We start from the raw sequence: 25651 nt of genomic DNA, 5'->3' as shown, positions 1-25651 counted from the left end.
ATTAGGCTTCCTCAGCTTCGGCGACAAGCTTGTCTTTCACGTGATAGATCTCGGCGCCCGAAGCAGCAAATTGTGCCGATTTTAGCGCCATTACCGCTGCCAACTCCTGCGGCGTCTTGACTGTGACTTGCATGGCTTGGTCAGCAGCTTCAACTTGATCCGCCTTCGCTTGTGCCGCCTCTAAGCCAGCGGCATAGGCGCGCACATCTTGGGTGATTTTCATCGAACAAAATTTAGGGCCGCACATAGAGCAAAAATGCGCGACTTTAGCGGATTCCTGCGGTAAAGATTCATCGTGATAAGCACGTGCGGTTTCAGGATCGAGTCCTAAGTTATATTGATCTTCCCAGCGGAATTCAAACCGCGCCTTTGCCAGCGCATTATCACGAATTTGCGCACTCGGATGACCTTTCGCCACATCGGCGGCGTGGGCGGCAATCTTATAAGCAATCAAACCTTGCTTAACATCTTGTTTATTCGGTAATCCTAAGTGTTCTTTTGGCGTGACATAACACAACATAGCGCAGCCGTACCAAGCGATCATGGCCGCGCCTATGCCGGAGGTGAAATGATCATACCCAGGTGCGATATCGGTGATTTGCGGGCCAAGCGTGTAAAACGGCGCTTCATCGCAGTGAGCTAACTGCTTGTCCATGTTCTCTTTAATGAGTTGCATCGGGATATGTCCCGGCCCTTCGATAATGGTTTGTACGTCGTATTCCCATGCGATTTTGACTAGCTCACCTAAGGTTTCAAGCTCTGCAAACTGGGCGGCATCATTGGCGTCAGCAATTGAGCCTGGACGCATACCATCACCTAAAGACAGGGATACATCGTAGGCGACGCAAAGCTCACAGATCTCACGAAAATGGCTGTAGAGGAAGTTTTCCTTATGGTGGCTCAGGCACCATTTGGCCATGATTGAACCGCCGCGGGAAACGATCCCAGTGACGCGTTTAGCCGTCATCGGCACGTAGCGAAGCAGCACACCAGCATGAATGGTAAAGTAATCAACACCTTGCTCAGCTTGTTCAATCAAGGTATCGCGGAACACTTCCCAGGTTAAATCCTCTGCCACGCCGTTCACTTTCTCCAGCGCTTGATAAATCGGCACTGTGCCAATGGGCACTGGCGAGTTACGGATGATCCACTCGCGGGTCTCGTGAATATAACGACCCGTGGATAAATCCATGACCGTATCTGCACCCCAACGGGTTGACCAGACGAGCTTTTCCACTTCTTCCTCGATGGATGACGTCACCGCAGAATTACCAATATTGGCATTCACTTTCACCAAAAAGTTACGCCCTATGATCATAGGTTCGGCTTCGGGATGGTTAATATTCAGCGGAATAATCGCGCGGCCACGGGCGACTTCAGAGCGGACAAATTCGGCGGTAATCGGCTCGCCGACTAAGGCACCAAAAGCTTCACCCTTGGCTTTACGATTAAGAATTTCATCCTGTACCTGCGCAAGTGCCATGTTCTCGCGGATCGCCACATATTCCATTTCGGGCGTGATAATCCCTTGACGGGCATAGTGTAATTGACTGACTCGTTTACCCTGCAGCGCTCTGCGTGGGCGGACAATTGCACTCGAACCTGCCTCAAAACGCAGATGGTCTAAACCGTCGTCGGCGAGTCTTTGTTGGGTAAAATCTGAGGTCGCGCAGGGTAATTGCTCTGTGTCGTTGCGGGCTAGGATCCAGTTTTGTCTTAATTTACCAAGGCCTAGACGCACATTGATATCGGCCTCAGGATCGGAATAAGGTCCAGCGCAATCATACACGCGTATTGGCGGATTTTTTTCCATGATAGGCGCATCATCTGTACCGCCGACAAGGGTGTCAGTCTGCAGGATTTGCCGCATGCCAACGCGAATATCGGCACTTGAACCTTCGAGGTAAATCTTTTGTGAATTAGGATGTTGCAGCGGCGCTAACGTATCGATAAAGGCTTGGGCCTGCGCGCGGGTTTCGCGGCGACTCGGCGCCTTAGGCACGATTGATTGACTAGACTCAGCCGATTTATTAGGCACTGTCGATTTATTAGGGATTGTCGATTCTGACGCTGTGATTTCTATCGCATTGGCAGCTACAGCTGGGTTTTGGTTTGAACTGGACATAAGCAATCTCACGTTAAAAAATGGAGTTGCTTGTCTGGAGAATTGCGTTGTTGATAGCTGGGCATGGCAATCAATTTTTGTGACCAACACTGGCTTCAAAAATTGAGTTACCCTGCTCAATAACAATTAAATCTAAACATTAAGGCTTAAAACACTGCTGAGTTAACAGGTGTTCAAGCCGTCTATTTTGGCGATTTAATATGTGTTATTACGCTTGTTTCCTTCGCAGGTTTTAACCTGATCAGGTTCAACGGATCCCGAATAAACGGTCTCAGCCAAGAGGCACTCCGACAAGATGAGTGCGCAGTATAGACAGAAGCGGCAGCAACAAACAAGGAAAAAAGTAATTAAAAGCCTTAAATACCAATCCAAAATAAAGATTCATAATTCATTGTTTTTAATTAATTAAATAAAATTAAACTAAAAAAGTTATAATTAGCATGAAAATAGATCATAAAAGAAAGTCACTATTTATGGGGTTTGAGCATCATTTTATTTAATCGAGATTGAATGGCATCATCAATAGCTTGATTGATTTTTTTGCCACTGCAGTCAAATGGGAAGCCTAAATTTTCGGCGTAAGGATTAACTTGAGTGCCGACTTGTACCACGCGATAACAAGTATCCCCTTTACGCACAATACGATTTGGATCTAAGGGTAAATCTAGGCTCGTTGTGCCACCGAAATCATCGGCGTTAGGGACAAATAACACTTCCATCTCAGGGCTCATTTCACTCATATTCGATTTCCGGGTGAATTTATCGGCCTGTTCAATGACGAGATCATCGAGCGCTTGCTCGCGCTGACGTTCAAAATATTGCTGGGTGAATAAACTCATGTTTGAGCTTGTCGCTATTGTGCTCTCACCTTCTGCTGCGGGCGAACTCTTAGCGCCAAGCTGCGGCTTTATTTCTGTGGTATCAAGCGCATTAGTTGGTTTTTTTGCCGTCACTTCCGCGGGCTGTACTTCACTTTGGGCACTTGATTGAGATTGGCTCGATTGAGTGATGTCCGGTTTAACCGTATCTGGCTTCACTTTTCCCTGATCTACTTTTTCAGGCACGACCTTTTCAAATATTGGCAGAGGCTTAACTTGAGTTGGAGGCGTGGGAACAGTTGTAGGCGTAACAGAACTTGTCATCTCAGTCTTATCCTCGGCCTTGCTCTCTGTTTCTAGCGCAGCGCTTTCAGCCTTCTCTACCGCGGGAGCATAAATAAAATAAGCTTTGAGCGCCGTCACTTTAGGGCCCCGGCTTTCTGTTTCCGTTAATCCAAAGGGATTTAACTGTGGGCGCCACAAAATGCAGATAAGTAAGAATAAACACGAATGCACTAAGAGCACAAAAAAAAGTAGACTTAATCCTTTGAAATACGGCTGACGAGCACGTAAAACGGATCCCGCCCCCAATGCCTGAGCATAGGTTTGTAACGTACAAGACAGTTCAAATTGGGATTCTAATTTAGACTCAGATGCCAAAGCATCACCCTGATCACTGAGGTGATCATCAAATGCAATAAAAGTCTCGCATTCTGGCGATGTGACCGATGACGATGTGACCGAAATAGGCAAATCACTATCAGCATCATCTCCAATCGCTATTGCTGTAGGAGATACTGTCAATAAAGGCGCGGCTTCGGGTTGACGTTGAAAAGGCAAAATCCATCCTTAGGTTTTGTGTAGTCTCAATTGATTTCGATGATGCTAAACGTGGAACCATTGCACTCTAATTCAATATCAATCCAATATCGGGTTGCTGAATATTGAAAGAAAATTATCCAATGATTGCATTTACTTGCGAGTGCTCAACGCAGATTAGAGGAGGCAAACAGGGTAAAGTTCAACGCGAAAGCAACACGTTACAAGCGCAGTGCTAACGCCAATGCTTAATTAGACACTTGTCGGTTTAGGCAAATAAGGCTGGGAATTGGGATCACAATCGCGCTAAATTGAAGGGCAAATGCTTGTTAACTCTTACGTCTTTAAGCGGATAACATCATCAATGCGATACGCTGACGGGAATACAAGACGGCTTTAAAAAGATAAAAGGTGAATACAATAGAAGCCAGCTACCAATTTAAGCTTACAAGTGTACGCTTAAATATGGTGATTTATTTTTCTAACTGATAGACTCAGTCATTATCGTTTGCGAGTGTGTATCTACCATGTCGAGTCAAAGTGTTATCGAACAACAAAACCCAGCTAAAAACCCTGCTAAGTCTGGGCCGTATAGTATTAAAGAAGAGATCGCTAATAGCGTATCCCATGGCTTAGGCGTCATCGCAGGCATAGTGGCATTGGTACTGATGTTACTCAAAGGGCAAGATCATCTAACGCCAACTCAACTAACAGGCGTTGCCATTTATGGTGCGAGCATCATAGTGCTTTTTCTATGCTCAACCTTATACCACAGCGTTAGCCATTCAGGCTGGAAACATAAACTTAAGATCGCCGATCACTGCGCAATTTACTGCTTGATTGCAGGAACTTACACACCTTTGATGCTGATAAGCCTACAGGGGACGCAATCGATAGTGATTTTAACAGCGATTTGGTCGCTTGCGATTGGTGGGGTCCTATTTAAGACGCTATTTATTCACAAATTCAAAAAGTTAAGCTTAGTCTTGTATCTCGCCATGGGTTGGCTATGTGTCACTGTGATGGGCGATTTAACGGCGGCCATGTCGGAGTTGGGTTTCAATCTATTGATCTTAGGCGGGTTATTTTACACTTTAGGGGTGGTGTTCTACGTCGGGAAACGCATTCCATTTAACCATGCCATTTGGCATTTGTTCGTGCTTGGCGGTGCCATGAGTCACTTTCTGTGTATTTATCTGACTGTTATTTAAATGGCTATGATTTACCTGATGGTGATTTAACTGGCTTTAATTTAAATGGCTATGATTTAACTGATGGTGATTTAACTGATGGTGATTTAACTGATGGTGATTTAACTGACTATGACTTAACAGATGGTGATTTATCTATGGGTCAAAGCTAACAGTCGTTAATTATCTATTCAAGCACTTCCTCGAACGCTCTCTCAAACATCGCAATCAAGTACGGCTATTCAATTCAGTAAACAGCGACGCTAATACCGTCGCTTGTTCTGCTCTGCCACAGTGCCGCCAAAGCGCAATAATACATTCTGCGGTACACAAGCCCCCTTCTTGCTGATTACGCCGCAATATAAAGGCGGATTCAGGCATAAGTGGCGACAAACTGACTCGTGCAGCCGTTTTAAGATAGGGGCTCTGGCGCAGCATCTTACGCGCCTCCTGCCAGGTTGCATCTAAAATCACTACTTGGTTAGGCATTCGCTGTGCTGCTATGACTGTAGATTGCGCTGCCGCTAACAACATTTGTGCATTCGAGAGCGCTGGCTCAGCTAACACCGTATCTAAAGCATTATGATCAATGGGCACAGCGGGCTCAGTATCACTTGCTGGAAACAACAGTTTGGCCTGCTGGGATGCGAGCATTGCCACTAAATCGTTATCAGGTGTAGTTCTCGACCAGACGATGCTTTTCACCTCTTCAGGGAATGCGGCTAACGCAAGTTGGCCAGTATTTGTTTTGCGGGTTAACTCGCGTTCGTGGGTCAATAAAATAATCTGCATTGCCTTCCTTGCTGCGGCAAAAGAGTGAGAAATAGCCTTAAACGTCCACTGAGTCAGGTACTGGCTCGAAGCACATCCACTTAAAAGATCAGGTTAAAATAACCGTGTTCAATTGCCAACAAATCATAAAAATCAATTTTGTCGTGAAATAAAATCATAGATTAACACTTTGATTTAAAATATAAAACTTATAAACATTCCAATACTATCTGTTTTAGCAGAAAAGTTTCACGCTCTATTGATTGGCCTTTATGGGGATGATTACGCTGAATATCTTCGTTATGAGCGATAGCTTGATGAATATTAAGCCATTCAGGCCGCATGCCATTTTTTATCTCATGGGCTTCTAATCGAGTCTCACCTAAACCACGCTCGCCCAGTGAGATGTCGATACGGCACACGTAACAGAATGACTCCATGTGCACTACGTTCGCCCCTTCACGATACCAAGGCCGAAACTCTTCGTAACGACCAAAGGGGGCTAACACTTGAATGTCTAGGGCGCCGGTTTCTTCCTGTAGCTCGCGGATCAGTCCATCCTCGAGGCTCTCGCCGTCGTCAATCCCGCCGCCGGGTAAGCTGTAATCGCGATATTTTTGGGTATACAGCAGCAAAATGTCTTCACCCGATAACACTATCGCGCGGGCAGCTCTGCGATAAAAAACGCGTGCCGTCTGTAGGTTAACCGCTGGATCTTGGGTGGTTCTCAATAAACGCATAGTCTTAGCCATTTGCCGAAAAGGAGTCGCAGCATAAACGAAAATGTGCCAAATGCAGATCAAAAACTGTAGCAGAGGCAATAATCACACTCAGTCCCGTTCGAGTGATTAATAGGTTTTAGCGATTAGACTCTTGATTATTAAAGGGTTAAACTAAAATCGTTTTACACATGATGTTAAGATCGCGATGCATCATCTCTTTCGCCTGATTCTCATCTTTAGTGCTCACGTAATGCCTAAACGGCAAAAATGCTCAAGAGCATTCAAACTCACTATGCTCACTCAAGAGCTGGGCCAATTGCTGCTGATAAGCATCAATAATCTCTGGTGTTTGCTTATGCGTGGGCATGCGTTGGTAATGACCAATCACCTGCGACAGATAACGCTGCGCTCGCGGCAAACTTGCTTCATCTAGCATCTGCCACATTAACGAACCCGTAGCACTGATAGGCCGACCATTTGGAGCCGCGATTGTACTGACATGGAGGATTTCGTAGAAACGTTGATTCTCTTCCAATAAGTGTTCCGACTTCAGCCCTAACCCTAAGGCAGTGAGTGATTGCCTGACATAATAATTATGATGCACGGGACACAAAATAAATTCGAGGTGCCGCTGTGGGTGCTTGGCTAGAATTGCCTTCACTAAGTCCACCAGCAGTTCACCGCCCACACCAGCGATGATAATCAACTGTTTATCTTTGTCACTGGTTTGCGCGAGCGGTAAAGCCGCAACATCAAGGCAATGCACTTGCCACTGAGAATGACGACTTAAATTTGGGTCCATGTCTAGGTTTAAGTGTGGGTCTGAGTGTAGGTCTAAGTGTGGATTAAGGCCTGATATCTCTGCGGGGAAGAAACGCTGCAAACGCAGTTCAAGCGCCTGCATCAGCGAAGGGACACAATCGACAAAGTGTACATGGCGGGCAGCGCTCCTTTCTAGCAACAGCATACCGAGTAAACCATGATCGCAGCAGCAATCCCAAATATGATCGTAATGACCACTGATCATGCTGTTTATCTGTTGTAAACGTTGGCTAATTTTCACGGTTTGACCTTATTGCTGCGGCTCCAAATACTGTAAATCCCACGCTAAATTGCATTTTTAAGCAAAAATAAAGCGCGCATTCTACCCGAGTCAAAAGCAAACCACATCTTTTGTTCGTGCCCTCGCAATGCTTCTCGTCACTTCTGTTACGTCACGCCTTAATGTGGTGAATACGTATGCAGGCCGTTGCGGTTAAAAAGCCATCGCCACTAGTATGCTGTGAGTCACATTCATTATAAAAACAAGGATCAAGGAATGTTCATCAAGACCAACCCTATTCAGTTTACTGGCCGTCACTTAACAAAGAGTCACGCTCGCCAGAGCTCATCACGCCAAAAGCGATCGCAAGCGCTATTGTGCCCTACACTTATCGCCCTTGCGGTTACGAGTCTCTTTAGTGCCAACGTATTTGCCAAAACCGTTACCGTCAGCTCACCCAACCAACAAATTCAAATCAGCTTGAGTGACGATACTGGCCGCCCCGAATATAAAATCAATTTTCACGGCAAGACAGTCATAGAACCGAGCCGCTTAGGCTTAGTTTTTCAATCCCTTGGTGAACTCGGTCAAGGATTGCAGATTAACAGCAGCGAGAAAAAAAGTGCCGATGACAAGTGGCAACAACCTTGGGGCGAGCAGGAATGGATCCGCGATCAGCACAATCAACTGACCGCAGTATTAAGCAACGGCAAGGTGCAACTCGAAGTCGAGTTTAAAGCCTTTGACGATGGTATTGGCTTTCGCTATCACTTAGCCCAACAAGCTACCCTTCCCGCTAATTCGCCGCTCTCAATCACAGACGAGTTAACCGAGTTCAATGTCGGCCAAGCCGATAAAGCCACCGCTTGGTGGATCCCGGCCCGTGGCTGGAATCGCTACGAATACCTGTATCGCACTACAGCGCTGAAAGACGTCGATAGAGTCCACACGCCCTTCACCTTTAAACTCGCGGACGGTACGCACTTAAGTATTCACGAGGCCGCCTTGGTTGACTTTGCCGCCATGACCTTAGATCAACAGCGCGATGGCAAGCTTAAGGCCGATCTCACGCCTTGGTCCGATGGCATTCGCGTCAAAACTCAAGTGGGCTTTTATACGCCGTGGCGCACCATTCAAATTGCCGACAGCGCGACTGGGCTGCTCAATTCGCACCTTATCCTTAACCTCAATGAGCCCAATAAACTCGGCGATGTTGCTTGGGTAAAACCGGGGAAATACGTCGGTATTTGGTGGGGAATGCACTTAAATGAAAATACTTGGGGTTCGGGCCCAACCCACGGCGCCACCACCAGCGAAACCGAACGCTATATGGATTTCGCCGCTAAATATCAGTTTGATGGTGTATTGGTAGAAGGTTGGAATGAAGGTTGGGACGGCGACTGGTTCCATAATGGCGATCAATTTAGCTTTACTAAGGCCTATGCCGATTTCGATCTGCCCGCCATTACCGCCTACGGGGCGAAAAAAGGGGTGCGTTTAATCGGCCACCACGAGACAGCAGGCTCAGTCACCCATTATCGCGATCAAATGGCTGATGCCTTTGCCCTGTATGAGCAGCACGGTGTGACCCAAGTCAAGACGGGCTATGTCGCTGATGGTGGCCAAATCAAGCGTATCGATGACAAAGGCATTACCCGTCACGAGTGGCACGACGGCCAGTTTATGGTGGGTGAGTATCTGCACAGCGTCACAGAAGCTGCGAAACACCATATCAGCATCAATAGTCACGAGCCAATCAAAGACACGGGTCTGCGCCGAACCTATCCGAACTGGATCGCCCGCGAAGGTGCCCGCGGCCAAGAGTACAATGCCTGGGGTAGCCCACCAAATAGCCCTGAACATACGGCCATGCTACCGTTCACCCGTATGCTCGCTGGCCCAATGGACTTTACCCCGGGGATTTTTGACTTAGCACCTAAGGGGTTGGATGTGCAAAACCGTGTGCAAACCACCTTGACCAAACAGCTCGCCTTGTACGTTGTGCTCTATAGCCCAATCCAAATGGCAGCGGATTTACCACGCAATTATGAAAAGCACTTAGATGCCTTCCAATTTATCCGCGATGTGCCCACAGATTGGTATCAGAGTGTCGCGCTTGCCGGTGAAGTCGGCGACTATGTGGTCTTTGCCCGCCAAGCGAAGGATCAAGGTGATTGGTACTTAGGTGCACTCACGGATGAAACCGCGCGCAAGGTCACGGTCAAACTGGATTTCCTCTCCCCAAATAAACGTTACCAAGCGCAAATTTACCGAGATGGCGCAAACGCCGATTGGAAAACTAATCCCTATGATTATGTGATTGAGACTAAAGAAGTGAATGCTAAAGATAGCCTAAACCTCGCACTCGCCAGCAGTGGCGGTACAGCAATACGCTTTAAAGCACTTTAGATTTCATCGCGTTCAGTTCAGCGTATTAACTTAAATGCTTAAGCGAGTGTGAAAATACAGAGTAAAAAAACAGAAAGTCACCAAGGATGCACCTTGTCCCTGGTGACTTTTTATTGCCCTCTAACACCTATTGATCCCAATACAAACGTAAAAGTTAACCCTCTTCGAAACGACTTAGTTATGTTGGCCTAGATTCAGTTCGTGCTCATTGGCAGACAAATCGGTATAAATCGAATAAACAGGCTATAAATGCCCTCGCAAACTCACCCACATCGTAGACAGACCATGCCAGTCCAAGTCCAAGGCAAATGCGTACAACCAACACAGGTGCAAAAATGCCTCAGTTAGATTAATCTGACCTTCCTTTACTTGCTTATGGTGCTCAGCTTGCGATATCGGGCAAATTTATTAGAAATGCGCAGCTTTAAGCGTTTCGAGACTGAACTCGCGCACTTAGGCTTTAGCCATTTTCAACCCTTAGCGCCACTTCGCCCTTGGGTGCAGCGCTACTTTCATTTGCGCGTAGCGACTGATTTACCGCAAAGCATTGAGCAGACATTTTATCCAGACGGCGGCACTAGCCTGCATTTCTATTTCCCAACGCCAACACAAACACTGACTCAAACGCTCAGCGGCGAAGAACCTCAAGTGTTATTTCACTGTGGTCAGAGCCGACATTCCCACGCCTTTTTGCCAGGAATCGAGCTGATGACAGTTCGCTTTCACCCCGGCGGCGCATTTCATTTACTCGGCATTGAACTGCAAGATATTCTGTCTGCCGCATCAGTGACGGCTATTGATGCGACGCAATTACAACTAACGGGATTGGATCAACTGCTATCACAACTGGCGGAAACCAATCAGCCAGCCCAACGCATCGCCCTACTTGAGCATTGGCTATTGCAACTCAACCAGCAGCAATTTGATGCGGCCTTATCTCTACATAAAAGCGCTATGATTAGCTTAGTGCAGGCGAGTTTACCAAAGCTTATTCAAACCCAAGCCAGTTTAGAGGATTTCTATAGGCAACAGCCCCTAAGTCGCCGCCAGTTTGAACGAAGATTTAAACAAGAAACCGGATTGTCACCCGCGCAGTTACTGCAATTAAACAGAGTCAAAATCGCCCGAAACTTACTCAGCCAATCACCTAACCTCAGCCTAGTGCAGGTCGCATTCGATTGCGGATTTTACGATCAAGCCCATCTACATCAACACTTTGTACGGGTGACACTGCAAACTCCAGGACAATACAAAAAGCGTAAAATGTCGCAAATCTCCAATCCTACATAGCGCTAACAGCTTAGATTGAAGCCTCAGCTTATAGGAGGCTTTTATGCCAGAACGTATACCACGCCAGCAAATTTATCAGCTACAACCCGCACTCGCCAACGCACTGTTAAGCTTAGACAAAGCAGCCGGCGACTCCCACTTTTCGCCATTACTGGTGCATTTAGTCAAGCTTAGAGCATCGCAACTCAATGGCTGCGCGTTTTGTCAGCGAATGCACGCAGAAGAAGCCAGAAGCGACGGTGAAGAACAGCTGCGTTTAGATTTACTTGCCGCTTGGCACGAGGTCGATGGACTCTTTAATGAACGGGAACGTGCAGCGCTGCTCTGGACAGAAATCTTAACCCAAGTTGCTACTGCGCCCGTGCGTGACAGTCAATATGCGGCGCTTACTGAGCATTATTCCGAGAAAGAAATTGTCGACCTCACCAGCTTAATCATTGCCATTAATGGCTGGAACCGCGTCGCGATTGCCTTCCACCTGCAACCCATCTAGCGGCACATCAATGGACAAATAAACAGGGCACCGCATCGGGTGCCCTGTTTATTGATATCACTGTGTCGCTCGTATCACTATGCCATTCGTATTGCTATGCCGTTAGCTTAAGGTCAGCGCGACAATTTTAAGTGGATGATTATCATCGAATGACGGGAAATCCTCATGGGGATCGAGCCATGTGTGCGCTGTGACACTGCGGCCTTGTTTTTCAACACAGCGCACTAAGCTATCGAACCAAGCTTGGCGCTCGACTTTCGCCACATTATTGCAGCACACTATAGTACCACCGACTTTGGTCGCCATTAATGCGGGCTTAAATAACCCTTGATAATCATTGATCAAATCGACAATACCGAAAGCGCTCTTGGCATAACGCGGTGGATCGAGAAACACCAGATCAAACTGGGTTTGCGGCAATTTTGGGTAGCTCGGTAATTTTTGATTGCGGCGCCCTCCCACACTCAAACCAGCCAATTGGCGCAGGGCCGGAAACGCATCACTCTGCACAAACTCACACACATTGGACACCTGATTTAACGCCGCATTCGCCTTGCCCGTGGCTAAAGCAAAGGAAGAAAAGTCGACGTTCATCACCCGAGTCGCGCCACCGATGGCTGCCGCAGTGCCAATACCGCAGGTGTAGGAAAACAAATTCAGCACGGTTTTATCTTGGCTGTGTGCCCGCACATATTCACGGCCAATACGCATATCGAGGAATAACAGCGGATCTTGCCCTTCGTGGCGCAGTTTAGTGCTGAACTTGATGCCATTTTCCTGCATCACTCGCTCAGCACTTGCAATCTCTGTCAGTGCGGGTGATAACGCGTTCAATACCCGGGAATTACCTAATGAGCGGTCGTTATACACAATCGGCAAATCGGCCTGTTGCAGCAAAACGGCACTCACATCGGCTAACTCTTCGTCGGTTAGGGTCTGATGAAAACTCTGCACTAGCCAAGTATCGCCGTAACGGTCGACATTCAAGCCACTCACGCCTTCGACTGTGCCATGGAATACCCGAAAACAATCGGTTTGATCCTGTTCTGCTTGTTGTAAAAAATCATGGCGTTTCGCCAGAGCCGTCGATAACAGCGTTTGAATAGACATAAAAAGCGGGACTCGCGCAGCGGAAACCTGCGTAAGGTTTCAAGAAGGAAAACGGCATAATAACAAACTAGCACTCAGAATATCGGATAAATTCACCCTGCCAGTGCGAAAAACAGGCTTTAAAAAGTGCATAGTAGGACAACGACCTAGCTTGATTGCCTTCATTCACTTTTTAGCTTTAGTCGTTACGGCTCAATGCATGCTCAAACTCACCTATGCCTCCCGTTTGCGATTCAATTCACTGAGTCCTTGATGGATAAGGCTTAAGCAGGCAGAGGGATCTTCTAACGGCAACAGATGCCCATATCGCTAATCTTCTAAAAACACTGTGTTTGGCGTGAGTTGTTGCCAACGCTGCCAAGTCGCTTCAGAAAAGAACACTGACGGTTTCCCTCGGATAGCGACGCAGGGAAGCTTTATCTGCCGCAATATCGATAATACATTCGGCGGCTGGGTGTAATTATGCGCTTCCCACCGTTTAGGAAACTTCAACGTGAATTGGCCATCATTGTGTTGATAAACCCCGAATTGGGCTAAGGCGGCAAACGCCTCATCATCAAAGCGTTTGTATAACTTACTCATTTTGCAATATTCAAGGAAATGCTCACGACTTTCCCACGCATCGCGCTTCTTTAAGGTGTTTTTGGCGGGCGCGGTCAAATTCATTAATGATTTAGGCATTAACTTGGCAAACCAAGCGATAGGGAGCGATACCATTGCAGGTTCAATAAGTATCAGGGCTTTAAACAAATCAGGTCTTTTGATGGCGGCAAGAATGGTACTGGTTGCTCCCATCGAATGACCCATTCCCACAATTGGCGCACTGCAATGCCGCTCAATATGCAAGATCAAATCATCGGCATATAGCTGCCAATCTCGGCGCTTTGGCGGTAAACCTACATCGGGCCATGTCGGCCTTAACTCGAGTGCATTAAGGCTAAAGGCTTGCTGCAACTTGGCCAATAAGGGCGCATAAACACCTAATGGAAAACCATTGGCATGGTAGAAATGTACGCTTTCACCAGTATCAGAAAAGGTTTTAAAAACCTTAGCCTGTTGTAATTCAGTCCAAATTTGATCCATTAAATCCTACTTATCGCGTCCCAATTTTCTAGTTCAACGGATTCAATCGCACCAATCTCAGCCACTAGGCACCTTCCGCTCAAGCTACGAAATCTAGCGATGAAATCAAACCTGTCGATATCAGTCTTTACGACAGCCTTAAAAGGTCATTAAATCACTTCAATTAACGACTCTAATCCGGGCGCGGTTTTAGTTGGCACAAACTCTATCACCTCAAACTCGGCAACATCGGCAATGCAGAACGGATCTTGCTGCAAAATGGCCTCTAGCGCCGCGCGACTCTCAGACTTGGCGAGGATGACGCCGCCAGTACGTGGCACTTTGCGACCCGAGGCGACAAAAGTCCCTGCGGCATAATACTGATCAAGATAAGCAATATGCCCGGCTAAATGTAACTCCACTTCGGCAATCGGCTTTTTATAGGTGAGCGAAACAACAAACATAAGTATCCTCTTATTCACAAGTTTGGGGCATAGGGTTCCCCCAGCTGACTATATAGTGCGGTCCTAAAGTGTCAAATGAACTTAGCTTCCAGCAAAGTTAAAAATAGCCAACAGCAGGTTGCGCCCCTGTTTACCAGAAGTTATCAACCCATGATGAATACGTATGTAAGCAGTTGTGCACAAATCCACGCCGAGGCTACTATAAATCCGCTAGTTTCACCCTCTGCTTGTGGGGTTTGAAATCTGTGAGGTCGTTTCTGATAGGGTTATATACAAGGATTGCTATCAGGCTTAAGTTCTTTCTGCTGACTGGCTTTGAGCCATTCTTTTGGACTGACCGCTTTTAACTAAGGCAGAGGTCCAATTTAGAAATGAATTTATTGGCGAATATACTTCTGAAGGAGAGGTATATTCGCCATTTTTTCACAGAGCAGACTCATTCATAGCATGCGCGAAACCATAGCGAACAAGCTTTGAATCTAACTATCGGTTGTTTCGGGGACTTGCTGGCTTTTACAGGAAGCCTTTAACACAAGCCTCTTAGCTGTGATGAATAGCGATCCACATAAAAGCAAAGTACAGTGCCAATCCATTGCTCGGCAAAACAATTAAAACAATAAGCACTCAAGGCAGAAATACTGCCGGCAACAGAAAGGAAGTTTAATGTCTTCGAATCATCAACAGGCTAATCAAAAAGATAGCCATCAAGCTGCCACGCCTCAGGCGCCGCATTCATTCAAGCAACAACCTGAGCTGAATTTCTGGCAAATTTTTAATATGTGCTTCGGTTTTTTAGGCATTCAATTTGGTTTTGCCCTGCAAAATGCTAACGTCAGCCGCATTTTCCAAACCTTAGGTGCATCTATCGATGAAATCCCCATTCTGTGGATTGCCGCGCCGCTGACGGGTTTATTGGTTCAACCTATTATTGGTTATTTGAGTGATAAAACCTGGGGACGCCTTGGCCGTCGCCGCCCTTATTTTTTGATTGGCGCGATTTTTACCACTCTTGCTATTTTTATCATGCCGCACTCACCTACCCTGTGGATTGCCGCGGGCATGTTGTGGATAATGGATGCCTCGATCAACATCGCCATGGAGCCGTTTCGCGCTTTCGTTGGTGACAATTTACCGAAAAGCCAGCGTACCCAAGGCTATGCCATGCAAAGCTTTTTCATCGGTATTGGCGCTGTGGTCGCTTCGGCCTTACCCTATATTTTGACTCACTTTTTTGCTGTCGCGAATACTGCACCAGCGGGTGAAATTGCCGACTCAGTGCGTTATGCCTTCTATTTCGGTGGCGCAGTATTATTGCTCGCGGTCACTTGGACTGTCGTATCGACAAGAGAATATTCCCCCGAAGAGTTAGCCGCCTTTAACGCTAAACAAGTCGATGCTGAGGATGAAACCTTAGCTCGCACTCGTACCCGCAAGGATTATCAATTTGCGTCCTTCGTGTGGATGGGGCTCGGCGCCCTGCTCACCTTCGCTATTTGGGCGCAGGATCTAGACAAGCAACTGTATATCTTAAGCTTAGGGATTTTCGCCTTTGGTCCATTGCAACTGTATTGCGCGCTGCGTTTAGGCAATTCGCAACCCGCTGAACGCAATAAGCTCGGCATGGTATTTAGCGTGGTCGATGACTTATTCCATATGCCCAAAGCCATGCATCAACTGGCGATTGTGCAGTTTTTCTCTTGGTTTGCACTGTTTGCCATGTGGATTTACACCACAGCTGCCGTGACGTCCTACCATTTTGGCAGCAGCGATGTGTTGTCTAAGGCCTACAACGACGGCGCAGATTGGGTCGGCGTGCTGTTCGCCTCCTACAATGGCTTTGCCGCCATTGCCGCGATTTTTATTCCTATGCTGGCTAAGCGTATCGGCATCAAGCTAACCCACACAGTCAATATGTTCTGTGGCGGTATAGGCTTGATTAGTTTCTTTTTTATTAAAGACCCAAGCCTGTTATGGCTGCCGATGATAGGTGTCGGTATTGCGTGGGCGTCCATTTTATCTGTGCCCTACGCCATGTTGTCGGGCATGTTACCCCCGCAGAAAATGGGCGTTTACATGGGGATTTTTAACTTCTTCATCGTGATCCCGCAGCTTCTTGCCGCCAGTGTGCTGGGTTTAATACTCAATGGTTTGTTCGATGGTCAACCTATTTATGCACTAATCACAGGTGGCATCTTGATGATGTGCGCTGGTATTGCCGTACTTTTTGTTGAGCAAGAGATTGTGGATCAAAATGGCCAAAGCGCCGCCGTAAATAGCAAAACCAACTTAACCACAAAAGCCGCAAACAAAGTGAACTGATAGCAGTTCACTGATAACAGTTCACTGAGAGCAGTGACGCCCAATGAGGTGGCACTCAATTAAGCTGCGCCCACTTAAGTGGTGAACAGTTAAGCAGTGAACAATTAAGTGTGACTTTTTTTAGATGCCAGGCCGTTAGATAACAGTCAGTTAGATGCTAGGTCGTTAGATAAGAGGTAGTTAGTCGACATACATCCAGATACGTTAAGCGCGGTGAACTCGGCAATTTGGCGATTCACCGCAGCATGAAGCCTTTATATCAATTCAATCACTATAAAAATATAACCATTATTTGGGGAGAACGAGATGGAATCGAGTCCTACACCGCAGCAGGATCTGCACACTAGCCAAACCCGTCACGTACAAACGTTAACAAGGCGTAGTCGCCTAGCGCTTGCCGTCGCCGCAAGTCTATTAGGGACAATAGGATTCACAGCCTGTTCACCCACATCGAATTCAGCCACACCAAGCATGAGTGGCAATGCCGCATCAAATGTGCAGCAGGTTGCCCCCGGCGCACCGGGTAAAGCGCCGACTTGGGCATTTTCGGGTAAAACCGGTATTGGGACGTCTTACGAGCCTTACACCCAAGGCCAATACCAAGATGCCAAGCAAAATCCCATTAGCCGCGTTTGGTTCTCCCTCGCCCAAGGTATTTTAACCGAAACCATGTATGGTCTGATCCATAATGCGCAGCTCAAAGAACTGCAATTTGTGATCACGGGCAATGGCTTTGTCGATACCGAAAAAGATAACACCATCAGCAGCATAGAATATTTAGATACAGATGCTAACGGTCGCCCACAATCCCTTGCCTATAAAATTATCAACAAAGATGTTGAAGGTAAGTATCAGATTGAAAAGCATATCTTTACCGATCCCGACCGCGACACCCTAATGATGCGCGTCACTTTTACCGCCTTTGAAGACGGCATTACGCCGCATTTGTATGTCAATCCGCATATCGATAACGCGGGCGCCAATGATATCGGCCGCATCGACACTCATGCAGACAATCATGCCAACACTCATGCTAATAATCAGGCGCTAGTGGCCTATACCGCAGCCAAAGACAGCAGCGTGATGACGGTAAAATCCGATCTGAATTTTGTGCAAGCCACCACTGGCTTTGTCGGCGTCTCCGATGGCCTAGCCGATTTGGCCGATAACGGCACACTCGATACGCCCTATCAAACGACCAGTGCGCAAGATAAATCGACCGTCGGCAATATCGCCTTTACCGCAAGTTACCCTACGCTCATCAAAGCCAAACCCGTCACCTTTAATCTCGCCATCGGTTTTGGTAAAGATGAAGCCCAGAGTTTAGCCAATGCCGATGCCACTTTGGCCGCAGGTTATGATGCAGTGCTGAGCGCCTACAAAGGCGATGCAACCCATGTCGGCTGGCACGATTACTTAAGCTCGCTGCCCGCCATCGCAAACATGGCCAACAACACCACAGATAACGGCAAGCTGCTGTATACCAGTGCTATGGTCTTGAAAGCGCAGGAAGATAAAACCTATGCGGGCGCACTTATCGCCTCGTTATCCAATCCTTGGGGCGATACGGTTTCAGCAGCCGTTCCGAGTACTGGCTATAAAGCGGTATGGCCGCGTGACTTTTACCAATGTGCCATGGCATTCCTCGCCATGGGTGACACCCAAACGCCCAAAGTGGCCTTCGAATACCTGAAAAAAGTGCAAGTAACCGAAAAGACGCCCGGCTTTACGGGTACGCCGGGTTGGTTCCTGCAAAAGACCCATGTAGATGGCCAAATTGAGTGGGTTGGTGTACAGCTCGATCAAACCGCCATGCCAATCATGCTCGGCTGGAAGCTCTGGCAAGCGGGTGTACTCAGCCCTGATGAGATCAGTCACTGGTATCAAGAGATGCTCAAAGGTGCAGCGGACTTTTTGATCAGCGGCGGTGAGGTCAATCTGGATTGGAATCACACCCAAATTACCCCGCCCAAAACCCAGCAAGAACGTTGGGAAGAACAGGCGGGTTACTCCCCCTCGACAACGGCCGCCGTGATCGCAGGTCTTGTTGCCGCGAGTGACATCGCCAAAGAAGCCAAGGATCCCGACTCCAGCAGCCGTTATCTTGCCGCTGCTAAAGGCCTAAGTGACAGCTTAGAAAGACACTTAGTCACCACCCAAGGACGATTGAAGAACAGTGCAGGCGTCAGCGCGCCTTACTATTTACGTTTAAGCCCGAATGGCGAGCCAAATACTAGCGATACACTGGCAGCGAATAACGGTAAGCAAGGTTTAGATCAGCGTCAGATCCTCGATGGCGGATTTTTAGAACTAGTACGTTATGGCGTGCGCGGTGCAACCGACAAGCTCATCAATCAAAGCCTTCAATTGATTGATAACACTGAACTTGACTCTAATTTGCGCCTTAAATATGAGTTTACCGCTAAAGATGGCAGCAAAATCCCAGGCTTTAGACGTTATGGCAACGATGGCTACGGTGAGGATACGGTTTCTGGCAAGAACTATGCGGAATCGGGCAGCAACAGCGCCGATCAACGTGGCCGCGTCTGGCCCTTCTTCACTGGCGAGCGCGGTCATTTTGAATTAGCACTCGCCCAAGCAAAAGGCGAGCTAACAGGCAATAACGCGCAGCAAACCAAGCAGCAGTTGATCAACACCTATGTGCAAGGCATGGAAACGTTTGCGAATGCGGGCATGATGTTACCCGAGCAAGCGTGGGACGGTGTCGGCGATGCCACCCGCTACCATTACCAACTCGGACAAGGCACTAACTCAGCCACACCGCTAGCTTGGACCCATGCCGAATACATCAAACTGGTGCGCTCGATGACCGACGGCCAAGTCTGGGATAACTACCCCATCGTCCCAACGGCATTGAAATAACGAATTGAAGTAGCTTTTTGAAATAGCGTATTGAAATAGCGTATTGAAATAGTGTATTGAAATAGTGTATTGAAATAGCGCATTGAAAAAATGTGCTGAAATAACACACTAAAACAGCGCATGAGCTTAACGATGCTTTAGCTTTAATAAATTAAGGGCTAGAACAACTCACAAATGTTGTTCTCGCCTTTTTTATATCTGGCTGTGACCTGTCAGACTCATTTTATAGAATTAATGCCCTTTTCATACTGAATTAAAGATGCATATCACCGAGTTCATTCACAACCAGTGTACAGTGCGCAAAAAACAGACGAAGAATAGCCCTGTTATGCTAACAACATCCATCAAACCTGATGAAAGTTGCGGTGATCTTTTACATATATTTCACAGGCTGACTTCCCAAGCAACCAAATCGTGTTACATTATGTAATTAATGGCGGTTTAATTTGTTAACAGGATTTTTAATGCGACGTTTTTTGCGGGTAATGAAATGGATTTTAATCTCTCTATTATGTATTCCTGTCAGTTTATATTTCATTCTTCTGCTTATAAATTTTCGAGACAGTCCACCTTCTGAACTGGCACAAAACTACTTAGCCGACATCGCGGAAAATGATAATGCACTATCAAATCACCTTAACGATAATGCTTATGTATTTGTACTCGGTTTTGATGTCAGCAATACTGCTTCGCCAATGGATGTTGGACTAGAACGCCTCAAGAAGTTACAACACCTCGGGGTTATGGATAAACCTCAAGATAACCAACAAATCCGTTTTGAAAAGCCCCAATTACCGCTTGAACAATGCATCAAAGAAGATGATTTTCTCTCCAGCTGTAATGTAATGCTTAAACAAGAGAACAATCTTAACGCCTTACTCGATGAATATAATTGGTTAATCGTCCGCTACCAGCAGCTGCTTAATATCGGTACTTGGCAGGATGGCAGCCAATTTAATGTTTTTACAGATAGTATGCCCTTTACCCATCTGTTAGCAGCACAAAAACTCTATCTGTTTAATGTACTGACCGATGCCAGCACTATGGATCCCCTACAAGTCGCCGAGGCAATCAACCAAGATATGCTATTTTGGCAACGGCTATCAGCAAGCACTCATATGCTTATCGGTAAGATGATGAGTAATGCTGGAATGGAAGCGAATATGAAACTTGGAGAGTTGGTAATGAGTCAATTGCCGCATTCACAACTAATCGAGGCGTTACCACCAAGCTGGAAGCATGCACTGTCACCAGAAGTACTTTCGTTTGACAATGTAAAAAGGGGCGAATGGTATTACTTTACCCAGATAACCAGAGCGACACAGGTCACTAGTGATACTGACATAAATACAAAGCTAATAGAGTGGTTACTGCTACCATTGATGCAACACCAAGATACCGCCAATCGTTATGCCGCGATCCTAAACGACACGGCTCCCCTGAATGAATGTCCTAGCAATTTATCAATCGAAACTTTCAGCCAATACATCTATAACCCCGTAGGGAAATTCATACTCTGCTCTGGCATTATTTCATTAACCCCTTATCAGGAAAGGTTTAACAGACTTGAGCATCAACGAGCGGAGCTTGTTACTCGACTCCCACAAGATAGCACGAATATTAACTCCACTCTGACTGGCCAATTATAAGAATCGATATACAAAACATAGATATTTGTTATGGCTGACTCAGTTTATTCTTGCGCGGGAGTAAACTGATTTTTCCTGTTTTTCATCAGCTTATGCTGCGGATAATCTTGCGGCGTGCAACCAAATTGCATTTTAAAAGCCGCACTGAAACTGCTGACGCTCAGATAACCTAGACTATGTGCCACCCTAGTCGTGCTCTCTCCTTGGCTTAAGCTTTCAAGCGAATTTAACAAACGAAACCTTTGCCGCCATTGTCGATAAGTGAGCCCAGTTTCAGCTTTGAATAGTCGTTCAATCGTTCTCACACTCGCGCCGCCCATTTCGGCTAACTCGGTCAGGGTGTAATTCACTGTTGGGTGCCGGATCAACTTTTGGATCAAGCGGCTGAGTCTTGGATCTGAGCCTGCGGGTAAATGAGCATCTAGGCTGTCCAGAGTTTCGAGCTCATCAATGGCAACCAAACCCAGCCGATGCAGTTGTCCACTGCCTAAAAGGTGTGAACTCTCACAGAGTTTGAGCACCAGTTCGCGCATCAGCGCTGTCATCGTCACCATCACCACTTTTGTATCCTGTGGCCTAACATCATAGCTAGGATCAATATAGATATTGCGAGTGTGGGCGTGGGTTTCGCTGTTCACTTGATGGGGCAAATTGCAGGGGATCCACACCGCATGGGTTGAAGGTACCACCCAGACGGCATTGTCGCTGCGGACACGTAACAAGCCTTTCGCGGCCCAAAGTAGCTGCCCCCGCGGATGAGAATGAGGCTCGATGCCCGCTTCCGCCGCCATATTGCGAGTATGGGTTAGCACAGGTCGATTGGCATCTGTGATAAACGCCACGTCACTGGGCGTTAATAATGTCGCTTTAAGAACAGGTTTTGACATATTACCCTCTTAAAACGCCAAACTAAGTCAGCTATCTTAGTTGGCATCTTTTACGTATTCAACCCAATAGGTCGGTAAACATGAAACGTTTTATTGACGTTAAACCGCTAGCGTTTTTCAGTGCACTGTTGATCGCTACTTTACTTGCACTTTTTCCGCTGAGTCAGCATCCCGCGGTGTTTTCCTATAGCGGTGGCGTAGTATTAGTGACCTTAATGTTTTGGAGTACAGGTTTTTTCCCGCCCTTTATGGCGGGATTAATATTTTTTGCCCTTGCCACCATTTTCAAACTCATTGAGCCGAGTGTACTTTTTTCAGGATTCGGCTCGACTGCGGTGTGGTTAATCATTTCAGGGTTTGTGATTGGCAGTGCCATCACTCAGTCTGGTTTAAGTCGCAGAATGGCCAGTTTGATTGCCCCCATACTGACCTCAAGTTATCCACGCTTGATTGCGGGTTTGGTCTTTAGTGCCGTGCTGCTTGGCTTTGTGATGCCCTCATCCGTTGGCCGTGCGGTGGTCATGGTGCCAATTGGTATGGCGTTAGCTGAGCAAGTCGGTTTTGCTCGTGGTAGTCATGGGCGGATAGGCATTGCGACCGCCTTGGCACTGGCGTGTAACATGCCCAGTTTTGCCGTGTTGCCCGCGAATATTCCCAATATGATATTGGCGGGTTCCAGCGAGAATCTATTCAATATCCATTTTGGTTATACCGAGTATCTCTTACTGCATTTTCCAATCCTTGGTTTGCTCAAATCGATATTGATTGTGGCGCTAGTCGTCTTCCTATTTCCTGCAAAAATAGATGAAAATCGACCTGAAAGCGTTATTGAAACAGAAGCTTATAATCTTGGTATGCAAAAGAAAGTCACAGTATTACTTGCGATCACTTTACTGTTTTGGGTGACAGACTCACTGCACGGGGTCAATCCGGCGTGGGTTGGACTGACCACCGCTATCTTGTTATTGCTCCCCAAATGGGGAGTGCTTGAGCCTATGAGTTTTAATAGTTCGGTGGATTTTGCGACCGTCATTTTTGTCGCGGCGGCCTTAGGTCTGGGAGCATTGGTCAATCAATCTGGACTTGGCACTGCGCTAGGTCAACTGTTCAGTGAATGGCTACCATTGCAGCAAGGGGCATCGTTCCTGAATTTCATGTCGTTATCGCTGATGGGGACGCTGACGGGATTAGTGGCAACGGTTCCAGGTGTGCCGACAGTGTTGTCCCCCATGGCGGCAGATTTTGCCAATGCAACTGGCTTCTCCACCCCTGCAGTATTAATGACGCAGGTGATCGGTTTCTCAACCGTGATTTTTCCTTATCAGGTTGCCCCGTTGATTTTGGCGATGCAATTATCCCAAGAGCCCTTAAGCAAACTACTTAACATCACCTTACCGCTGGCGGCAATCACTCTAATTGCACTTATCCCACTGGATTATCTGTGGTGGCTATGGCTCGGTTGGATTAACTAAATTGCGTTAGCTAAAGCGGGTTAACTAAAGTACGTTAACTAAATCAAATTGACGTAACACTCACCCTTGGTGATATTGACGTAGCCAAGGGGGCTTTAGAGCAGGCATCATCAATTATCCAGCACTCGACACTCATCACTCTACAGCGCATACGATCAGCACACAGCTTAAAACAAGTGCATCTTTGCGCTTGGATCGATAACACAACTGTCCCCACATAAATTATTTCGATAAGTTTCATTGTTAGACTATACTGTTCATACGTACAGTATATTGTGATTTATTATGATGATCCTAGGCCGCTTCGCCAAACATACCCAATATCGGCTCTCGCTATTTAGCTCCTTGATTGCCGCAGGATTTCCGTCACCTGCCCAAGACTATGTAGAACAAACATTAGATCTCAATGAGTTATGCATCAAGCATCCCGCCGCCACGTTTTTTGTCAAAGTCCAAGGGGATTCGATGATCGAAGCGGGGATTTTCTCCGGTGATATTTTGGTGGTAGATCGCTCATTACAGCCGGCCCACGGGGATACCGTTGTCGCAGCAGTCAACGGCGAGTTTACTGTAAAGCAATTACAGCTGCGCCCTGTGGTGCAATTACTGCCACGTAATGCCTTATTCTCCCCGATTGCCATCAATGATGAGTCTGAGTTAAACATCTTTGGGGTGGTGACCAACGTGGTAAAAAAGCTCAAATGACGCCCTCATTATTTGCCCTCGTCGATTGCAATAATTTTTATGCCTCCTGTGAGCGGATGTTTAGGCCAGATTTAGCTGGCAGGCCGATTGTTGTGTTATCCAATAACGATGGCTGCGTCGTCGCCCGCTCGGCAGAGGCAAAACAACTTGGCATTAAGATGGCGGTGCCTGTGTATCAAATCGCAAACCAACTCCGCCAGCATCAGGTTGCGGTATTCTCCTCCAACTATGCACTCTATGCCGACATATCAAATAGAGTCATGACCACCTTAGAGCAAATGGTACCGAAAGTAGAAGTGTATAGTATTGATGAAGCGTTTTTAGACCTTTCTCGTCTCGATAAATGCATTGATATTCATCAGCTTGCCTTAGATATTTATCAACGGATACCGCAGTGGATTGGGATCAGTGTTTGCGTCGGCATTGGACCGACAAAAACTCTCGCTAAACTGGCAAACCATGCCGCGAAACGCTATCCCGCGACGCGGGGCGTGGTTGACTTGCGCGACCGTGAACGCCAACGACGGCTGATGGCGCTTATCCCTGTCGACGAAGTCTGGGGAATAGGCCGTAGACTTACAAAACGCTTGAACATCATGGGCATAAATACCGCGTTGCAATTGGCGGATGCGCATCCAAAGCTTATCCGCGACACCTTTTCTGTCACCGTTGAGCGCACGGTACGCGAACTTAACGGCATTGCCTGTGATGACATACAAGAGGTCGCCGCCACTAAGCAACAAATTATCAGCTCCCGATCCTTTGGCAGCCGTATTGATAATTTAGAAGCGATGCAACAGGCAATCAATGAATACACTTTTAGGGCCTGTGAAAAACTGCGCTCCGAGCGCCAGTACGCAAAAGCAATGTCGGTATTTGTCCGTACTAGCCCTTTTAGCGATGCAACTCCCCAGTACAGCAAATCGCTGTCGGGCAGTTTAGTTCGCCCCAGCAATGACACGCGTGATTTTGTCACCCTTGGCCAAAGCCTACTACAACGCATTTGGCGTGAAGGTCATGCCTATGCAAAGGCTGGTGTCATGTTAGGGGATTTTTTTGGTGCTGGCGTGTTTCAGCTCGGATTATTCGATGACGTCACGCCTAGGCCTAAAAGCAAAGAGTTGATGCAGTTACTCGATAAAGTGAACCACAGCGGTCATGGAAAAATTTGGTTTGCAGGACAAGGTATTGACCCGACTTGGGGAATGAAGCGTGAGCACCTTTCTCCTCGTTACACCACCCAATGGGCACAATTACCCATAGTGAAATAATCAACAAATCCAGTGGCTAAATGACCGCCTGCGAATTACAGACCCCACCTAACTCTAAAATCCATATAGCACTAAAACCCATCTAGCTCTAAAAAATATATAGCGCTAAGCCCCGTCGGGCGTTAACGCTAAAGCGCTATTAACACCCAT

The 25651-nt window shown here is 47.0% G+C and carries 20 protein-coding genes and 1 riboswitch; of the genes, 11 read left to right on the top strand and 9 right to left on the bottom strand.

Annotation, left to right across the window (positions count from 1 at the left end; all coding sequences use genetic code 11):
- Position 1 precedes the first annotated feature (1 nt).
- Together thiC and Q4Q52_RS04480 are read right to left on the bottom strand one after the other, a co-directional pair.
- Positions 2–2125, bottom strand: a complete 2124-nt coding sequence (gene thiC / locus Q4Q52_RS04485) for a phosphomethylpyrimidine synthase ThiC (RefSeq protein WP_311899286.1) — start codon at positions 2123–2125, stop codon at positions 2–4.
- Between the two features lie 201 nt (positions 2126–2326).
- Positions 2327–2425, bottom strand: a riboswitch (TPP riboswitch).
- Positions 2426–2592: 167 nt separating this feature from the next.
- Positions 2593–3783, bottom strand: coding sequence for a hypothetical protein (locus Q4Q52_RS04480; protein WP_311989934.1), 1191 nt, complete (start codon positions 3781–3783; stop codon positions 2593–2595).
- 506 nt (positions 3784–4289) lie between these two features.
- Between Q4Q52_RS04480 and trhA the strand changes: the two genes are divergently transcribed.
- Together trhA and Q4Q52_RS04470 are read left to right on the top strand one after the other, a co-directional pair.
- Positions 4290–4973 (top strand): PAQR family membrane homeostasis protein TrhA, encoded by a 684-nt coding sequence (gene trhA / locus Q4Q52_RS04475; RefSeq protein ID WP_311989933.1) that lies wholly within the window; start codon positions 4290–4292, stop codon positions 4971–4973.
- Positions 4949–5125 (top strand): hypothetical protein, encoded by a 177-nt coding sequence (locus Q4Q52_RS04470; protein ID WP_311989932.1) that lies wholly within the window; start codon positions 4949–4951, stop codon positions 5123–5125. Before trhA ends, Q4Q52_RS04470 begins: the two co-directional genes overlap by 25 nt.
- A gap of 55 nt (positions 5126–5180) precedes the next feature.
- Here Q4Q52_RS04470 and Q4Q52_RS04465 read toward each other — a convergent pair whose 3' ends face one another.
- From Q4Q52_RS04465 to Q4Q52_RS04455, 3 genes are all read right to left on the bottom strand, one after another.
- Positions 5181–5744, bottom strand: a complete 564-nt coding sequence (locus Q4Q52_RS04465; RefSeq protein ID WP_409373415.1) for a tRNA-uridine aminocarboxypropyltransferase — start codon at positions 5742–5744, stop codon at positions 5181–5183.
- A gap of 188 nt (positions 5745–5932) precedes the next feature.
- A complete protein-coding gene (locus Q4Q52_RS04460; protein WP_311989931.1) occupies positions 5933–6463 on the bottom strand; it encodes an NUDIX domain-containing protein in 531 nt (176 codons plus the stop codon).
- A gap of 253 nt (positions 6464–6716) precedes the next feature.
- Entirely contained in the window at positions 6717–7508 is a 792-nt protein-coding gene (locus tag Q4Q52_RS04455) for a tRNA (adenine(22)-N(1))-methyltransferase TrmK (protein WP_311989930.1), read from the bottom strand.
- Between the two features lie 255 nt (positions 7509–7763).
- Here Q4Q52_RS04455 and Q4Q52_RS04450 point away from each other — a divergent pair, with 255 nt between their 5' ends.
- The 3 genes from Q4Q52_RS04450 to Q4Q52_RS04440 all read left to right on the top strand — a co-directional run bounded on the left by Q4Q52_RS04450 (position 7764) and on the right by Q4Q52_RS04440 (position 11679).
- The gene (locus Q4Q52_RS04450; protein WP_311989929.1) at positions 7764–9896 is read left to right on the top strand and encodes a glycoside hydrolase family 97 protein; all 2133 of its coding nucleotides are present in this window, start codon (positions 7764–7766) and stop codon (positions 9894–9896) included.
- A 375-nt stretch (positions 9897–10271) separates the two neighbouring features.
- Positions 10272–11186, top strand: a complete 915-nt coding sequence (locus Q4Q52_RS04445; RefSeq protein ID WP_311989928.1) for a helix-turn-helix domain-containing protein — start codon at positions 10272–10274, stop codon at positions 11184–11186.
- A 43-nt stretch (positions 11187–11229) separates the two neighbouring features.
- Positions 11230–11679 carry a carboxymuconolactone decarboxylase family protein gene (locus Q4Q52_RS04440; RefSeq protein ID WP_311989927.1) on the top strand — a complete coding sequence of 150 codons (450 nt, stop codon included), beginning with the start codon at positions 11230–11232 and terminating at the stop codon, positions 11677–11679.
- Between the two features lie 102 nt (positions 11680–11781).
- Here the strand turns inward: Q4Q52_RS04440 and Q4Q52_RS04435 are convergent, their stop codons facing one another.
- The 3 genes from Q4Q52_RS04435 to Q4Q52_RS04425 all read right to left on the bottom strand — a co-directional run bounded on the left by Q4Q52_RS04435 (position 11782) and on the right by Q4Q52_RS04425 (position 14315).
- Positions 11782–12789 (bottom strand): class I SAM-dependent methyltransferase, encoded by a 1008-nt coding sequence (locus Q4Q52_RS04435; protein ID WP_311989926.1) that lies wholly within the window; start codon positions 12787–12789, stop codon positions 11782–11784.
- A 309-nt stretch (positions 12790–13098) separates the two neighbouring features.
- Positions 13099–13872: an alpha/beta fold hydrolase gene (locus Q4Q52_RS04430; protein WP_311989925.1), complete on the bottom strand. Its 774-nt coding sequence runs from the start codon at positions 13870–13872 to the stop codon at positions 13099–13101.
- A gap of 149 nt (positions 13873–14021) precedes the next feature.
- The gene (locus Q4Q52_RS04425; RefSeq protein ID WP_311989924.1) at positions 14022–14315 is read right to left on the bottom strand and encodes a YciI family protein; all 294 of its coding nucleotides are present in this window, start codon (positions 14313–14315) and stop codon (positions 14022–14024) included.
- A gap of 663 nt (positions 14316–14978) precedes the next feature.
- Between Q4Q52_RS04425 and Q4Q52_RS04420 the strand changes: the two genes are divergently transcribed.
- The 3 genes from Q4Q52_RS04420 (at position 14979) to Q4Q52_RS04410 (ending at position 21166) form a co-directional block, all read left to right on the top strand.
- Positions 14979–16634: an MFS transporter gene (locus tag Q4Q52_RS04420; protein WP_311989923.1), complete on the top strand. Its 1656-nt coding sequence runs from the start codon at positions 14979–14981 to the stop codon at positions 16632–16634.
- Between the two features lie 306 nt (positions 16635–16940).
- Entirely contained in the window at positions 16941–19517 is a 2577-nt protein-coding gene (locus Q4Q52_RS04415) for a glycoside hydrolase family 15 protein (RefSeq protein WP_311989922.1), read from the top strand.
- 464 nt (positions 19518–19981) lie between these two features.
- Entirely contained in the window at positions 19982–21166 is a 1185-nt protein-coding gene (locus Q4Q52_RS04410) for a hypothetical protein (protein WP_006086808.1), read from the top strand.
- A 44-nt stretch (positions 21167–21210) separates the two neighbouring features.
- On the opposite strand, the gene Q4Q52_RS04405 is transcribed toward Q4Q52_RS04410, so the two are convergent.
- A complete protein-coding gene (locus Q4Q52_RS04405) occupies positions 21211–22053 on the bottom strand; it encodes a helix-turn-helix transcriptional regulator (RefSeq protein WP_311989921.1) in 843 nt (280 codons plus the stop codon).
- Positions 22054–22133: 80 nt separating this feature from the next.
- Between Q4Q52_RS04405 and Q4Q52_RS04400 the strand changes: the two genes are divergently transcribed.
- From Q4Q52_RS04400 to umuC, 3 genes are all read left to right on the top strand, one after another.
- Positions 22134–23525 carry an SLC13 family permease gene (locus Q4Q52_RS04400; RefSeq protein WP_311989920.1) on the top strand — a complete coding sequence of 464 codons (1392 nt, stop codon included), beginning with the start codon at positions 22134–22136 and terminating at the stop codon, positions 23523–23525.
- 285 nt (positions 23526–23810) lie between these two features.
- Complete coding sequence (gene umuD / locus Q4Q52_RS04395) at positions 23811–24230, top strand: translesion error-prone DNA polymerase V autoproteolytic subunit (RefSeq protein ID WP_006081811.1); 420 nt, start codon at positions 23811–23813, stop codon at positions 24228–24230.
- Positions 24227–25501 carry a translesion error-prone DNA polymerase V subunit UmuC gene (umuC, locus tag Q4Q52_RS04390; RefSeq protein WP_311989919.1) on the top strand — a complete coding sequence of 425 codons (1275 nt, stop codon included), beginning with the start codon at positions 24227–24229 and terminating at the stop codon, positions 25499–25501. Before umuD ends, umuC begins: the two co-directional genes overlap by 4 nt.
- The last annotated feature ends 150 nt before the right edge of the window (positions 25502–25651 follow it).

Source organism: Shewanella sp. SP1S2-4 (assembly GCF_031932075.1).
Taxonomy (GTDB): Bacteria; Pseudomonadota; Gammaproteobacteria; order Enterobacterales; family Shewanellaceae; genus Shewanella; species Shewanella baltica.
This window is presented reverse-complemented; position numbering and strand designations above follow the sequence as displayed.

Excerpts from the sequence above, each read along its gene's own strand:
- thiC (WP_311899286.1), bottom strand. The coding sequence starts at position 2,125 with ATGTCCAGTTCAAACCAAAACCCAGCTGTAGCTGCCAATGCGATAGAA.
- trhA (WP_311989933.1), top strand. The coding sequence starts at position 4,290 with ATGTCGAGTCAAAGTGTTATCGAACAACAAAACCCAGCTAAAAACCCT.
- Q4Q52_RS04465 (WP_409373415.1), bottom strand. The coding sequence starts at position 5,744 with ATGCAGATTATTTTATTGACCCACGAACGCGAGTTAACCCGCAAAACA.
- Q4Q52_RS04460 (WP_311989931.1), bottom strand. The coding sequence starts at position 6,463 with ATGCGTTTATTGAGAACCACCCAAGATCCAGCGGTTAACCTACAGACG.
- Q4Q52_RS04450 (WP_311989929.1), top strand. The coding sequence starts at position 7,764 with ATGTTCATCAAGACCAACCCTATTCAGTTTACTGGCCGTCACTTAACA.
- Q4Q52_RS04445 (WP_311989928.1), top strand. The coding sequence starts at position 10,272 with ATGGTGCTCAGCTTGCGATATCGGGCAAATTTATTAGAAATGCGCAGC.
- Q4Q52_RS04440 (WP_311989927.1), top strand. The coding sequence starts at position 11,230 with ATGCCAGAACGTATACCACGCCAGCAAATTTATCAGCTACAACCCGCA.
- Q4Q52_RS04435 (WP_311989926.1), bottom strand. The coding sequence starts at position 12,789 with ATGTCTATTCAAACGCTGTTATCGACGGCTCTGGCGAAACGCCATGAT.
- Q4Q52_RS04430 (WP_311989925.1), bottom strand. The coding sequence starts at position 13,872 with ATGGATCAAATTTGGACTGAATTACAACAGGCTAAGGTTTTTAAAACC.
- Q4Q52_RS04425 (WP_311989924.1), bottom strand. The coding sequence starts at position 14,315 with ATGTTTGTTGTTTCGCTCACCTATAAAAAGCCGATTGCCGAAGTGGAG.
- Q4Q52_RS04420 (WP_311989923.1), top strand. The coding sequence starts at position 14,979 with ATGTCTTCGAATCATCAACAGGCTAATCAAAAAGATAGCCATCAAGCT.
- Q4Q52_RS04415 (WP_311989922.1), top strand. The coding sequence starts at position 16,941 with ATGGAATCGAGTCCTACACCGCAGCAGGATCTGCACACTAGCCAAACC.
- Q4Q52_RS04410 (WP_006086808.1), top strand. The coding sequence starts at position 19,982 with ATGCGACGTTTTTTGCGGGTAATGAAATGGATTTTAATCTCTCTATTA.
- Q4Q52_RS04405 (WP_311989921.1), bottom strand. The coding sequence starts at position 22,053 with ATGTCAAAACCTGTTCTTAAAGCGACATTATTAACGCCCAGTGACGTG.
- Q4Q52_RS04400 (WP_311989920.1), top strand. The coding sequence starts at position 22,134 with ATGAAACGTTTTATTGACGTTAAACCGCTAGCGTTTTTCAGTGCACTG.
- umuD (WP_006081811.1), top strand. The coding sequence starts at position 23,811 with ATGATGATCCTAGGCCGCTTCGCCAAACATACCCAATATCGGCTCTCG.
- umuC (WP_311989919.1), top strand. The coding sequence starts at position 24,227 with ATGACGCCCTCATTATTTGCCCTCGTCGATTGCAATAATTTTTATGCC.